Raw genomic sequence first — 12,470 nt, 5'->3', positions numbered from 1 at the left:
TAATGAGCATATTAGTTAATGATTTAAAGGAAAAATGGGAAGCTCTGAAAGCAGAAAATCCACATGTAAGAATAAGAAACGCTGCTGCACAGTTTGGAGTAAGCGAGGCTGAATTACTGGTAACCAGTGTAGGAGAAGGAGTAACTGTTTTGAATCCTGATTTTCCGGGAATTCTTACAGCTGCAGAGCAACTGGGAAAAGTAATGGCTCTTACCCGTAATGATGAATGTGTTCATGAAAGAAAAGGAATCTATCTGAACGGAGATTTCAGCAGCCCGCATGCACAGCTTTTCGTAGGAGAAGATATTGATCTTAGAATTTTCCTTAATCACTGGAAGTTTGCCTTTTCTGTAGTAGAGGGAGATAAAAAAAGCCTTCAGTTCTTTGGAAAAGACGGATTGGCATTGCATAAAATATACCTGACTAAAAAGAGTGAGGAAGCTGCTTTTGATGCTATTATTGAAAAATTTAAAGCCGAAGATCAGAATCAGACTTTCACTTTTGAAGCGGTAGCTCCTAAACAGGCTGAAAAACCAGATGCTGAAATAGATATTGAAGGATTCAAAAAAGCATGGACAGAATTAAAAGATACTCACGATTTCTTTATGATGACCAGAAAATTTGGTGTAAGCAGAACTCAGGCTTTAAGATTGGCACCGGAAGGATTTACTCAGAAAATCGATAACTCAAAAGTAGTTAACATTCTTGAAGAAGCTTCAGAAAAGAGTACACCAATCATGGTTTTCGTTGGAAACAGAGGAATTATCCAGATTCACACCGGAAACGTAAAGAAAACCCTTTGGCACCAGCAGTGGTTCAATGTAATGGATCCTGATTTTAACCTGCATCTTGATGTAACGAAAATTGCAGAAGCATGGATCGTGAAAAAACCTACTGAAGACGGAGAAGTAACTGCTATCGAAGTATTCAATAAAGAAGGTGACTTCATCGTTCAGTTCTTTGGAAAAAGAAAACCTGGAATTCCTGAACTTCAGGAGTGGAAAGACCTTGTAGCAACTCTTGAACAATAATAATTAGATGATTTTTAAGAGGGCCGTTTTGTTTGTAATATTCAAAGCGGTCTTTTTCTTTTAGATTTTGGAAACAATCATAAAGGATTGTAAAACAGTACCAAAATATTATGTAATTTGTGGTTAAATTAAAATATTAAAGATAGGAAATGAAGAATATTTTCATAGCGATTTTGCTGGCAGGTTTCTGTTCACTTAATGCACAGAACTTTAAGGCATATCAGTTTTATGACCAAAAAGGAAAAGAAATAAAAACGGATAAATTGGTGAAAGAATTGGCTGATTATGATGTTGTTTTCTTTGGTGAAAATCATAACAGCTCCATCAATCACTGGCTTCAGCTTAAAATAACAGAAGCTTTATTTGAAAAGAAAAGCGGACAGCTTATCCTGGGAGCAGAAATGTTTGAAAGAGATAATCAGGCTCAGCTAAACCAATATCTGACCGGTAAGTTTGATGCAAAAACACTGAAAGACTCTGCCCGTCTGTGGAATAATTACGCAACAGATTATAAACCATTGGTAGATTTTGCTAAAAATAAAAAACTGAATTTCATAGCAACCAATATTCCGAGAAGATATGCTTCACAAACTGCAAAAGAAGGATTAGAATCTCTGAATAAGCTAAGTGATAAAGAAAAATCATACATTGCCCAGCTCCCAATTAAAGTAACATTAGATACTCCGGGATATCCGGAAATGAAGGCAATGATGGGTGATCATGCGGAAGGAACAAAAGTAATGAACTTTATTTCAGCACAGGCTACAAAGGATGCTACAATGGCAGAATCTATCCTTAAAAATATCCAGGCTGGAAAAACTTTCATCCACTATAACGGGAACTACCACAGTAAGGAATTTGGCGGGACGTATTGGTATATCAAACAGAAGAACCCAAATCTAAAAATGGCTGTAATTTCTGTTTTTGAATCTGAAGATCCTGAATTGAAAGTTCCTGCAAAAGATTATATACCAACAGAGTTCAACCTGATTATTCCTGGGGATATGACGAAGACTTTTTAATTTATTTCTCGCAGATCACACAGATATCGCAGATTTTTAATTGTGAAATGTAATTACATACAATTTTACACTAATCTTATTATTATAGGATTTAATCAACAGAATCATATCAAATTCAATAGGAACGGGCTTTAGCCCGTTCTTTTTTATATAAAGATTCCAATGGCTTTAGCCAAAAATTAATAATTGACTTATAGATATTTAACGACTAATAGTAACTTCCAGCATCCCTCTCCCAGCTTCCAGCCTTAAAACTTCAACATAATCGCCCATTTTCACCTGACAATCTCTACCTTTGTATAACATTCCAGTCAATATGAAAAAACTATCCATTTTATTTATACTTTTTATAGGATTCTGTAATGCTCAAAAATTCACTCCGGATGAATTGTCTCTTATCAATAATGGAGATATCAATGCTGCATTGCCAATCTATCAGACTACTGATGATCATCAGCATAAAACTTTGCTGAGCCTTTCCTCAGAAATCAATCCCACTGATCCTAGCACAGCTGTACTTGTAAAAAGAATGAAAGAATCTCTTCTTTCAACTGATGGTGGAGTAGGAATTGCTGCGCCACAAGTGGGAGTCAACAGAAAAGTGGTTTGGGTACAGCGTTTTGATAAAGAAGGAACACCACTGGAATATTTTATCAATCCGGTGATTGTGTGGAGATCAGATCTGCAAAATCTTGGACCTGAAGGAGATTTATCAATTCCTGATTTCAGAGACGAATTTTACAGAAGTAAAGTCATTCAGCTGGAATATGTGGATTTGAAAGGACAGAAATATTCAGAAATCGTAGAGGGTTTCACGGCTGTCATCTTTCAACACGAAATAGATCACCTCTTCGGAATTCTGATTTCTGATAAAAAAGAAAAAGAGAAAAACGATTCCTATAAAAAGGTAGATGCTTATCAGAGAAGCGATTTGAATAAAAGATAGATTCCAGATAATATAATAAGGCTACAGCACACAATGCTATAGCCTTTTTTATTAATTACCAAATGGTTTTTGAGTGCTGCAGCTGATGTTTTTCCCAGGATCTACTCCAAAATATTGGCAAAAATAACGGTAGTATTCATAGCGGTATTGTGTTTTGGGCTGTGTGGTAGATTGCCCGCATTCAATACCTCCATTGATAATATTGACAGTAGTTCCAAAACCGGGAATTCTTCCGCTTTCTTTGTCCTTTTCTGTAGGCTGCCATTTTCCGGTCATCACATCATGACAGGAGGGTTTGGGAAATTGAGGGGTCATCCAGAACCAGATGGCAGAGGCAAAAGATAAAACATTGTTTTCAGCCAGAAGTCCGGGATTTTTTAAAAGTATATTTTTATCGCCAAACCAGGCTTCGCTAAATTGTCCGTAGTTATAATTCCAGCTGAGCTGCTTAGGACCACGACCATAATAAGCTTGTCCTGCTACCGGCGGATAGTTAACCTTAGAAATATCAGTATAATTATTTCCATTTCCCTTATTGTTTTCTTCAATAAAATAAAGTCCCCATTTATAGTAACCTCCCGGAGCATTATCCCAGCCGCCACTTGTTTCCTGAGCGATATTGGCCAGAAATGCAGTAAACTCTCTTTTCTGATCTTCCTGAGTTCCTTCATTCAGAAAATTGGGGAAGTGGGCTGCTGCTTTTATAAATGCCTGATAAGAATAAAAATCCTGATGATTCCTGTTTTTATCCCGGATATTATTTCTGTTGGGGAACAATAGATTCCACGTTTTAGCATCCAAAAGCCGGTTAATACGTGTTGCTGTTTTAGTATCATTAATCTGTTCCAAAGGGTTTTCCTTCTTTGGCGATTGTGCACAAGACCAGCTATAAGAAGTCAAAAAAAGACTTAAGGAAAGTATTATGACTGGTAGTGTTTTCATTATTTAATGATATTGGGTACTTTTCTGATATCTTAAAACAAAATCTTCACCATTTTCATAGTCCATCGGATTTACGAATGAAATAACCCCTATATTGGATTGTAAGACTTCTTTAAGTTTATTTAAATATTCTTCTCCCGTTTCCAGACTTGCATCCAGCGTTAAGCTCATAACTAGTTTATCATCATCAGTAATATTGGCTCCAACCATTATTCTATAAGGATTATGAAGGGATTTATTCCAATAAAAAGTTTGATTTAGCCCTTTATTTTCAATAAAATAACTTATCATTTCAATTTCGGTTGTAAATACATAATCTTTATTATTGGGTGGGAAAGTATAATCCGTATTTAATTTTTCATAATCAGGGATGAATGTGTCGAGTACAAGATCAATTATATTTTTTGATTTTTCTCCTGCATAAACCTGACAAACGATATCTCTAACTATTTCCATTTTTATAAATATTAAAGTATAACCTTCACAAATTTAGTATTAAAATATATTCAATCATCTGTATTCATGAGCGAAAATCTGTGGTTAAAAATAAAAATGAGCTGTTTTGAATTTCAAAACAGCTCATTTCAAATATAATTATAAAAAAATTGGATTAATCGTTGTTCGTTACAGAAAGCTTAACCTCAATATTATTTCTTGTTGCATTAGAATAAGGGCAGATCTGATGCGCTTTTTCCGTTAAAGACTGAGCTTCCTCAATAGAAACCCCCGGAACATTAACATCCAGTTCCACAGCCAATCCAAAACCTCCGTTTTCAATCTGTCCGATGCTCACCTGAGCTGTAACAGTTGTTTCACCGGTTTTTACTTTGGCCAGACTGATCACTCTGTTTAATGCACTATCGAAGCATGCAGAATATCCGGCTGCAAAAAGCATTTCAGGATTGGTGAAGTCATCATTCGCCCCTCCCAGTGCTTTTGGCATTTTTACTTCAAGATCCAAGACTCCGTTTTCACTTTTTACATGACCATTTCTTCCGCCTGTAGCAGTAACTTTTGTTGTATATAACGTTTTCATTTATTTTTCAATTTTGTTTAATATTTTTAAAACTGTTTCTTTGAGCTCCAACAGTTCTTCAGGCTGTATCCCGATTTTTTCCTGGATCTTACCCGGAATTTCACAGGCCTTTTTCTGAAGCTGTTTCCCAGCTTCATCTAAAAATACTTCAACAACTCTCTCGTCTTCTTTTTTACGTTTTCTTATAATAAACCCTTTTGTTTCCAGTCTTTTGAGAAGAGGTGTCAGTGTTCCGCTATCCAGAAACAGTTTTTCCCCGATATGGCTTACAGTAAGACCGTCCCCATTCCATAATATCATCATGACAAGGTATTGAGGATAAGTGATATCCAGCTCATCAAGAAAAGGACGGTATAATCCGGTGATTTCCTTGGCGATTACATATAACGGGAAACAGATCTGGTTTTCTAATTTGGGTGTATTTGAATGTTCCATAATATTAAACACGAAAGATTCGTGAAGGTATTACTTTTTAATGATAAATTCATCCATTGGGATACGCACTTTTTTCATAGAAGACAGCCAGTCATTGGCGTTGTCACGGTATCCAAGGTATAAAAGGCTTACACTTTTTAAGCCTAATTCTTTTAATCCCAATACTTCATCTACCACTTCATTGCTGAATCCTTCTGCCGGAGTACTGTCGATTTTAAGTTCGGCAGCCTGTGCAAGGGCAATACCTAAAGCAATATAAGTCTGGCGGGCAGTGTGGGCAAAGTGCTGCTCAGCAGTTTGTGCTCCATACATTTCTTTGATCTTATCTGTGTAGCTTCCAAAACGTCCTCTTGGAAGATCTCTTACATCGGTATGATGATCGTATACTTTATCGATTTTTTCATTGGAGTAACTGTCCCATGCAGCAAAAACTAAAACATGAGAAGAATCTCTCATTACTTCAGGGTTTAAAGCGCCTGCAACCATCTTATCCTTTAATTCCTGATTTTCTACAACAATAATACGGAAAGGTTGCAGTCCTGATGAAGTTGGAGCCAGTCTTGCCGCTTCCAGAATGGTGTTTAAATCTTCGTTTGATACTTTTTTAGTTGGATCATAAGCTTTTACAGCATGTCTCCAGTTTAGGTTTTCTATTAATGACATTTTTTTTATTTTAAATTAAATTACTTGGCAATTATCGAGCTCCAAATTTACTTTGTGATCAATTAACTATGCAAATATATAAACAATTAAATTGTGTGCAATTTAATTTTGAAAGATTTTATTGATGACTGTTATTTATTTTATAAAATGGATAGGAATAGGTTTTATGTTTTTCGCATGTTTCGGATTTTTTTACATTATAAGGATTCCAATCTTTGCTATAGAATTTTAAACTTAAAAACAATGCAGAGATTTAAAAACAAAACAGCAATTATTACGGGCGGAACGAACGGAATGGGGTTGGCTACTGCTCAGAAATTCATAGAAGAGGGGGGAAGTGCCATTATTACCGGGCGAAGTAAAGAAACGGTTAACAATGCTTTGGAAAAATTAGGGGAGAATGCTTTTGGTATTGTTTCCAACGCAGGAAATATGAAAGACTTACTGAATTTACAGCAAGAAGTAAGAAAGTATACTGAACAGATTGATGTTATTTTTGCTAATGCAGGCTATGGGAAATTTGCCCCAGTTGAAAGTGTGGATGAATATCTTTTTGATGAACTCTTTAATGTATTGGTAAAAGGGCCTTTTTTCACTGTTCAGCAGCTGTTGCCTTTGATGAAAACAGGAAGCTCGGTCATTTTTAATACTTCTGTGGCTACGGAGATTGCGATGAATAGCTTTTCAGTGTATTCTGCTGCAAAATCAGCGGTGCAGTCATTTATTAAAACATTTGCCGTAGAGCTTACAGAACGTGGAATTCGTGTGAATGGAGTAAGCCCGGGTCATATCAAAACTAATATTTTTAACAATACAGGCTTAGCTCCTGAGCAAATTGATGCTGCAGTTCAGGATATTATTCCTACAATACCTTTTAAAAGACAGGGCGATCCTGAGGAAATTGCCAATGTAGTTCTGTTTCTTGCTTCATCTGAAGCTTCCTATATTCATGGGACAGAGATTAAGGTAGATGCCGGAATTTCTGTAATAAGACCATAGATGAAAGTTTGAAGAAGATTATTTCACTTCATTGATTTCTTTGACCATATTGGTTTTATTTTCAATACCTATATTGTAGGTTTTACCTTTTTTAAAACTTAGATTAGCCTTTTCCATCAAGGTTTTATAGTCAGAAGACTTTTTTGAAATATAAAAAACCTGAGCACTTATTCCAATGGCTACACGTACAACTTCTTCCGGTTTGTCCGGATCTTCAAGAATATTATTGATGGTAGCATTATTATACCAGGTTAATTTCTGGGATTCTGAGTTAGAGGAGCAGGAAGTAATCATGGTAAACAGTAATAATAAATAAGTCCAGGTTTTCATAATAATAAAGGATTGGGTAAAAAGCTCCTGCAATATATAAATTAATGCAGGAGCTCTATAATAAAGTTAATTAGAATCCGCAATGTGCTGTACTAGGTACTGGCGCTGAACAGCCTGAAAGAGCTGAGAAAGCAGTTAATGTACAATTGGTATTTACCAGATTGTTATCATATAATAAAGATCCTGACGGACTTCTGTAATAAACGTTTCCAGCTGTATTAGCAAAAGAAGATACAGAAGTGGAACCACAGGTTGAATTGGTGCAGGCAGCTCTCCATGCAACATCCGTTATAGGTCCCGTTGAGTTTAGAGAAGGATCAATAATTCTTTTTTCAACCACGCCGGAAGCGTTTTTAAAGCTTACCAGAATAGCAACGTGATATACCCATGATACACAGCAAGTCCCGGTAGAAGCTCTTAGGTTACCATATACAAATTGTTTTTCACATTCATATCCGGCATTGTTTAAGATCTGTCTCATTTTGTGCGCTCTTGCATAGCATCCGTCTACAGGATATCTGAACGTGATACAAGGAGAAGATGCCGTAGAAGTTCCGCAAGACTGATTTTTGATCTGCGTAAAGAGACTGTTGAGAGTCGCCAGGTTAGGGATAACACTGGTTAATTTTCTGGATACTTCATTACCTGATTTTTCTTCTTTTGTTAAAGTAGATTTAAAGAAACGGATGTCTTCCTGTGTTGGGCTTTCTACTTTTGCAATTTCATTAGAATTGGCTTTAAGAAAAACGTGAACAGGAGATTCGTTTTTTACAGCCTGGGTGATCATAGAAACATAAGCTTCGTTCTCCTTAGTGTCTTTAATTTCATAAGGCTGAGCAGAAAGAATAAAGGAAACTTTAAATTTTCCATCTTCTTTGTCAATTCCTACCGGAACAGTTCTGCCGAAGTCTTTCATGGTAACTTCCTTAGATTGTGAATTCATGTTTTCCTGATTCGCATTGGAATCCGAACAGGAATTGATGGATAGTACTGATACAAATACCATCATGGATAGCAAAAATTTTTTCATAGTTCTCATATTTTGGTGGTTAATGATTTTTACTAAATAGTATTTTGTTTATTCACTATTTAGTGATAATAAAATTATGAAAAATTTAAATATGAGCAAGTTTTTTTTAAAAAAAATGATTTGTATTTTATTTTTATGAATGATATTCATAAAAAATCCCCATGTATTGGTTACATAGGGATAATATATTGTAGGATATTAAAACTATTTGTAGATCAATTCAGCCTGAAATACATCTGTAAAATGTTTTCTGATTTTGGCTTTTACATCTTCCATTTCTTCCGGAGTGAGCTCTCTTTCAAGCTCTCTTTTTAAAGAAGTAACCTGTTTATCTTTAATTCCACAAGGAATAATGTATTCAAAGTAACGCATATCTGTATTTACATTGAATGCAAAACCATGTAAAGTTACCCATCGGGAAGCTTTTACTCCCATTGCACAGATTTTTCTGGCATAAGGTTTTCCCACATCCAGCCATACACCGGTTTCTCCAGGAGAACGTTCCCCTTTCAATCCGTATTCACCAATAGTTCTGATGATTACTTCTTCAAGATTTCTCATATATAAATGAATATCTGTAAAGAAATTTTCAAGGTCCAGAACAGGGTAGCCGACAATCTGGCCATAGCCATGATAGGTGATATCTCCGCCACGATTGGTTTTTACATAGGTAGCTTCTATTTCCTTCAGCTTATCAATTCCGGCCAGCATATTTTCTTCGTGTCCGCTTTTCCCTAAGGTATACACATGAGGGTGCTCTACAAAAAGAAGGTGGTTTGGGGTGGTAATATGCTGTTCTTCAGGCAGGTCGCGGTTCTTTATTTTGGTGTCAATAATACTCTTCATCAGTTGTTCCTGATAATCCCAAGCGGGCTGATATTCTTTAATACCTAAATCTTCAAATTCTACTGCTTTATTTTGATTTGTATTCATTTCAATTTTTGATATACAAATTTAGTGAATTTTAAGCTTTTATGGAATGGATAAAATCTATAGCACTTTTCTTCCAATCTTTATCCTGAAGCAAAACATTTACAAAGGCTGTTCCGATAATTCCGCCGTCAGCTTTTTCGGTTACATTTTCAAAATCTTCCTTTGATTTTATCCCGAAACCAATCATCACCGGATTTTTAAGAGGAAGATCAGCCAATCGTGTCAGATAGTTTTCATTCTTTAGAACAGTGTTTTCATTTCCTGTGGTAGAAGATGAGCTTACTGCATATAAGAATCCTGAACTTAAAGAATCCAAATATTGTATTCTTTCATCTGAAGTTTCCGGTGTTACCAGAAAGGTGAAATTAAGGTTATACTTTTTCAGAATACCCTGAAAGTTTTTCTCAAATTCAATAGGAGGGAGGTCAGGAAGAATAAGCCCTGAAACGCCGCTTTCCGAACATTCTTTACAAAACTTTTCAAAGCCAAAACTCAATACAGGATTGATATAACCCATTAAGATTACGGGAACTTTTATGTTATCTTTTATGGTTTTTAACTGAGAAAGAAGTTTCTCAATAGTCATTCCATTTTGTAATGCAAGCTCATGAGCCTTTTGAATAACAGGTCCGTCTGCTACAGGATCAGAATATGGCATTCCAATCTCAATCATGTCCGCTCCTGAGTCCTGGATGAGTTTTATAATGTCTGCAGTATCTTCCAATGCTGGAATTCCTGCGGTGAAGTATATATTTAGTTTTTTCATTTCTTTATTATATTAATTTGGGAGAACTTTAAATAATGAACTGTACACTTATAAGTTTTTAAGGTAGGTTTCCATATCTTTATCTCCACGGCCACTTAAGCAGATGACAACGATATCTTCTTCGTTGAATTTTTTCTTGTCTAAAACCGCCAAAGCGTGAGAACTTTCCAGAGCAGGGATAATTCCTTCCAGTTTAGTCAGTTCAAAAGCACATTTTAAGGCTTCATCATCATTAATGCTGAAAAACTCCGCTCTTTTTTCTTGAAATAAGTTGGCATGAAAAGGCCCGATTCCCGGATAATCAAGTCCCGCAGAGATGGAATGAGGTTCAATAACCTGCCCGTCTGCAGTCTGCATCACAAGGCTTTTGCTTCCATGAAGTACACCAAGCGTTCCTAAGAAAGTAGTAGCAGCAGATTTTCCAGAGTCAACTCCATGACCTCCAGCTTCAGCAGCGATAATTTTCACCTCTTTTTCATCTACAAAATGGTAAAATGTTCCGGCAGCATTGCTTCCACCGCCTACACAGGCAATTACATAATCAGGATTTTCTCTCCCGATTTTCTCTTTAAGCTGTTCTTTGATCTCCTTTGAAATGATACTCTGAAATCTTGCCACAAGATCTGGGAAAGGATGAGGTCCCACCACACTTCCAATCACATAATGGGTCGTAACAGGATTGTTGATCCAGTCTCTTAAAGCTTCATTTACGGCATCTTTCAGTGTTTTAGATCCTGAAGTGGCTGGAATAACTTCCGCACCCAGCATTTTCATTCTGGCTACATTGGGAGCCTGTCTTTGGATATCGATTTCCCCCATATACACGATACATTCAAGGCCAAGCAAAGCACAGGCTGTAGCAGTGGCCACTCCATGCTGTCCGGCTCCGGTTTCTGCAATAATTCTTGTCTTTCCAAGACGCTTTGCAAGGAGAACCTGCCCTAAAGCATTATTGATCTTGTGGGCTCCGGTATGGTTAAGATCTTCCCGTTTTAAGTAGATCTGTGTATTGTATTTGTTACTTAAGTTTTTAGCAAAGTACAACGGGGTTGCTCTGCCCACATAATTTTTAAGAAGATCCTGATATTCATTCTGAAAGTCCTCCGACTCAATGATTTCAAGATAATTCTTTTGAAGTTCTTCTACATTCGGATAAAGCATTTCGGGGATAAAAGCTCCTCCAAATTCTCCATAATATCCATGTTCATCAGGGTTTTTATAATTCATTTCTTTATTCTTTAGTAATTAAATAAGCGTTGTTTTGGGTGCTCAATATACTGAGCTGTTCTTTTTCTTTTTGAGAGATATTAAAAATTAAAATATCATCATCTTCCGAATTGATCCATTCAGAACCTTCATTTTCCTTAATGGCTTTTGCCTTATCATAAAGGATTTCAATATTGGATTTTTCATAAAACGGACGAAGGTCTGCATTGCAAAAACCAATCGTTTCCATATTTCTTTGGGTAACATTTTCTTTAAAATATTGAACCAAAAGAGCTCCATATCCTTTTTTTCTATGACCCGAAACTAATCCTACAGCTTCTGCAAAACCATATTGTTGCCCTGAAATCTCCAGCATAAAATCAAAATTAAGACGGATTACAGCCAGAATCTCTGAATGCGAATCCAACAGTAAATGAAACTCCGAATCTTTAAAAAAGGTACGGAAATAGGACGGTTTCATTGTGTTCCATACAGAAATGTCCCAAAGCTGCAGAATATGTTCAATTTCTTTGTCTGTTAATTCGTTGGCTTGTTTTATTTGATATTTCATAATTATATTAAATAATAATCAAGATTCATAATAAGTCCCGAAGGGACGTTTTGACCTTAGCAAAGGATAAAATCCTTTAGCTATTAAAATATATCAATCCCATAAAAATTTTTCATCATATTCCATTTTATGTTTTTCCAGCATTTCAATAAATTCATTTTTGAAATTTTGTTTTTGGTGATGCTGTCGTTGATTTTTAATATAGTTTGTGACAACATAAACATTTTTTTCACCTACCGAAAATGCACCATAGCCATCCTGCCAAAAGAAATTCTCATATTTTTTACCTTTTGTTTTGATCCATTTTGACGAATGTGCCTTTACTTCCTGAACCAATTTCATTAAGGCAATCTTCATAGACAATCTACAAAGAATATGGATATGATTATCAGTTCCTCCAATCTGTAATGCATAACTTTCAAAATCTTTACATAATGTGGCGATGTAGGCATACAATTCTTTTTCTATTTTTTCATCGATAAAATCATTCCTGTATTTGGTGCTGAATACAATGTGAATGTAATTTTTGACCAATGATTGTGGCATTTGTGTGTTTTTTG

At 35.8% G+C, this 12,470-nt stretch carries 16 protein-coding genes; 4 read left to right on the top strand and 12 right to left on the bottom strand.

Translation table 11 applies throughout. The features are described from left to right. Window positions 1–2: 2 nt before the first annotated feature. The 3 genes from M2372_RS07690 to M2372_RS07680 all read left to right on the top strand — a co-directional run bounded on the left by M2372_RS07690 (window position 3) and on the right by M2372_RS07680 (window position 2,999). Window positions 3–1,031, top strand: coding sequence for a hemin-degrading factor (locus tag M2372_RS07690; RefSeq protein ID WP_123319782.1), 1,029 nt, complete (start codon window positions 3–5; stop codon window positions 1,029–1,031). Between the two features lie 149 nt (window positions 1,032–1,180). Further along, complete coding sequence (locus M2372_RS07685) at window positions 1,181–2,053, top strand: ChaN family lipoprotein (protein WP_115971026.1); 873 nt, start codon at window positions 1,181–1,183, stop codon at window positions 2,051–2,053. A gap of 316 nt (window positions 2,054–2,369) precedes the next feature. Continuing rightward, a complete protein-coding gene (locus M2372_RS07680) occupies window positions 2,370–2,999 on the top strand; it encodes a peptide deformylase (protein ID WP_123319781.1) in 630 nt (209 codons plus the stop codon). A 51-nt stretch (window positions 3,000–3,050) separates the two neighbouring features. On the opposite strand, the gene M2372_RS07675 is transcribed toward M2372_RS07680, so the two are convergent. From M2372_RS07675 to M2372_RS07655, 5 genes are all read right to left on the bottom strand, one after another. Beyond that, a complete protein-coding gene (locus tag M2372_RS07675; RefSeq protein WP_123319780.1) occupies window positions 3,051–3,941 on the bottom strand; it encodes a chitinase in 891 nt (296 codons plus the stop codon). A gap of 3 nt (window positions 3,942–3,944) precedes the next feature. After that, window positions 3,945–4,397 carry a hypothetical protein gene (locus M2372_RS07670; protein WP_123319779.1) on the bottom strand — a complete coding sequence of 151 codons (453 nt, stop codon included), beginning with the start codon at window positions 4,395–4,397 and terminating at the stop codon, window positions 3,945–3,947. A 154-nt stretch (window positions 4,398–4,551) separates the two neighbouring features. Further along, the gene (locus tag M2372_RS07665) at window positions 4,552–4,977 is read right to left on the bottom strand and encodes an organic hydroperoxide resistance protein (protein WP_123319778.1); all 426 of its coding nucleotides are present in this window, start codon (window positions 4,975–4,977) and stop codon (window positions 4,552–4,554) included. Then, window positions 4,978–5,412, bottom strand: coding sequence for a MarR family winged helix-turn-helix transcriptional regulator (locus M2372_RS07660; protein WP_123319777.1), 435 nt, complete (start codon window positions 5,410–5,412; stop codon window positions 4,978–4,980). A 30-nt stretch (window positions 5,413–5,442) separates the two neighbouring features. Beyond that, window positions 5,443–6,075, bottom strand: a complete 633-nt coding sequence (locus M2372_RS07655; protein ID WP_123319776.1) for an NAD(P)H-dependent oxidoreductase — start codon at window positions 6,073–6,075, stop codon at window positions 5,443–5,445. A gap of 243 nt (window positions 6,076–6,318) precedes the next feature. Here M2372_RS07655 and M2372_RS07650 point away from each other — a divergent pair, with 243 nt between their 5' ends. Next, window positions 6,319–7,074, top strand: coding sequence for an SDR family oxidoreductase (locus M2372_RS07650; RefSeq protein WP_123319775.1), 756 nt, complete (start codon window positions 6,319–6,321; stop codon window positions 7,072–7,074). Between the two features lie 18 nt (window positions 7,075–7,092). On the opposite strand, the gene M2372_RS07645 is transcribed toward M2372_RS07650, so the two are convergent. The 7 genes from M2372_RS07645 to tnpA form a co-directional block, all read right to left on the bottom strand. Continuing rightward, on the bottom strand, window positions 7,093–7,404 hold the full coding sequence (locus M2372_RS07645) for a hypothetical protein (RefSeq protein WP_123319774.1): 312 nt from the start codon (window positions 7,402–7,404) through the stop codon (window positions 7,093–7,095). A 70-nt stretch (window positions 7,405–7,474) separates the two neighbouring features. Then, entirely contained in the window at window positions 7,475–8,434 is a 960-nt protein-coding gene (locus tag M2372_RS07640; protein WP_148060772.1) for a protein-glutamine glutaminase, read from the bottom strand. A gap of 204 nt (window positions 8,435–8,638) precedes the next feature. After that, window positions 8,639–9,367: a lipoyl(octanoyl) transferase LipB gene (gene lipB / locus M2372_RS07635; RefSeq protein WP_115971036.1), complete on the bottom strand. Its 729-nt coding sequence runs from the start codon at window positions 9,365–9,367 to the stop codon at window positions 8,639–8,641. Between the two features lie 31 nt (window positions 9,368–9,398). Continuing rightward, window positions 9,399–10,133, bottom strand: a complete 735-nt coding sequence (trpA, locus tag M2372_RS07630; RefSeq protein ID WP_123319772.1) for a tryptophan synthase subunit alpha — start codon at window positions 10,131–10,133, stop codon at window positions 9,399–9,401. Between the two features lie 48 nt (window positions 10,134–10,181). After that, window positions 10,182–11,360 carry a tryptophan synthase subunit beta gene (trpB, locus tag M2372_RS07625; RefSeq protein WP_123319771.1) on the bottom strand — a complete coding sequence of 393 codons (1,179 nt, stop codon included), beginning with the start codon at window positions 11,358–11,360 and terminating at the stop codon, window positions 10,182–10,184. A gap of 4 nt (window positions 11,361–11,364) precedes the next feature. Continuing rightward, on the bottom strand, window positions 11,365–11,910 hold the full coding sequence (locus M2372_RS07620; RefSeq protein WP_123319770.1) for a GNAT family N-acetyltransferase: 546 nt from the start codon (window positions 11,908–11,910) through the stop codon (window positions 11,365–11,367). A gap of 93 nt (window positions 11,911–12,003) precedes the next feature. Continuing rightward, window positions 12,004–12,456, bottom strand: a complete 453-nt coding sequence (gene tnpA, locus M2372_RS07615) for an IS200/IS605 family transposase (RefSeq protein ID WP_123319769.1) — start codon at window positions 12,454–12,456, stop codon at window positions 12,004–12,006. Between the last annotated feature and the right edge of the window lie 14 nt (window positions 12,457–12,470).

It is taken from the genome of Chryseobacterium sp. BIGb0232 (genome assembly GCF_024810195.1).
Taxonomy (GTDB): domain Bacteria; phylum Bacteroidota; class Bacteroidia; order Flavobacteriales; family Weeksellaceae; genus Chryseobacterium; species Chryseobacterium pennae.
This window is presented reverse-complemented; position numbering and strand designations above follow the sequence as displayed.

Excerpts from the sequence above, each read along its gene's own strand:
- M2372_RS07690 (WP_123319782.1), top strand. The coding sequence starts at position 3 with ATGAGCATATTAGTTAATGATTTAAAGGAAAAATGGGAAGCTCTGAAA.
- M2372_RS07685 (WP_115971026.1), top strand. The coding sequence starts at position 1,181 with ATGAAGAATATTTTCATAGCGATTTTGCTGGCAGGTTTCTGTTCACTT.
- M2372_RS07680 (WP_123319781.1), top strand. The coding sequence starts at position 2,370 with ATGAAAAAACTATCCATTTTATTTATACTTTTTATAGGATTCTGTAAT.
- M2372_RS07675 (WP_123319780.1), bottom strand. The coding sequence starts at position 3,941 with ATGAAAACACTACCAGTCATAATACTTTCCTTAAGTCTTTTTTTGACT.
- M2372_RS07670 (WP_123319779.1), bottom strand. The coding sequence starts at position 4,397 with ATGGAAATAGTTAGAGATATCGTTTGTCAGGTTTATGCAGGAGAAAAA.
- M2372_RS07665 (WP_123319778.1), bottom strand. The coding sequence starts at position 4,977 with ATGAAAACGTTATATACAACAAAAGTTACTGCTACAGGCGGAAGAAAT.
- M2372_RS07660 (WP_123319777.1), bottom strand. The coding sequence starts at position 5,412 with ATGGAACATTCAAATACACCCAAATTAGAAAACCAGATCTGTTTCCCG.
- M2372_RS07655 (WP_123319776.1), bottom strand. The coding sequence starts at position 6,075 with ATGTCATTAATAGAAAACCTAAACTGGAGACATGCTGTAAAAGCTTAT.
- M2372_RS07650 (WP_123319775.1), top strand. The coding sequence starts at position 6,319 with ATGCAGAGATTTAAAAACAAAACAGCAATTATTACGGGCGGAACGAAC.
- M2372_RS07645 (WP_123319774.1), bottom strand. The coding sequence starts at position 7,404 with ATGAAAACCTGGACTTATTTATTATTACTGTTTACCATGATTACTTCC.
- M2372_RS07640 (WP_148060772.1), bottom strand. The coding sequence starts at position 8,434 with ATGAAAAAATTTTTGCTATCCATGATGGTATTTGTATCAGTACTATCC.
- lipB (WP_115971036.1), bottom strand. The coding sequence starts at position 9,367 with ATGAATACAAATCAAAATAAAGCAGTAGAATTTGAAGATTTAGGTATT.
- trpA (WP_123319772.1), bottom strand. The coding sequence starts at position 10,133 with ATGAAAAAACTAAATATATACTTCACCGCAGGAATTCCAGCATTGGAA.
- trpB (WP_123319771.1), bottom strand. The coding sequence starts at position 11,360 with ATGAATTATAAAAACCCTGATGAACATGGATATTATGGAGAATTTGGA.
- M2372_RS07620 (WP_123319770.1), bottom strand. The coding sequence starts at position 11,910 with ATGAAATATCAAATAAAACAAGCCAACGAATTAACAGACAAAGAAATT.
- tnpA (WP_123319769.1), bottom strand. The coding sequence starts at position 12,456 with ATGCCACAATCATTGGTCAAAAATTACATTCACATTGTATTCAGCACC.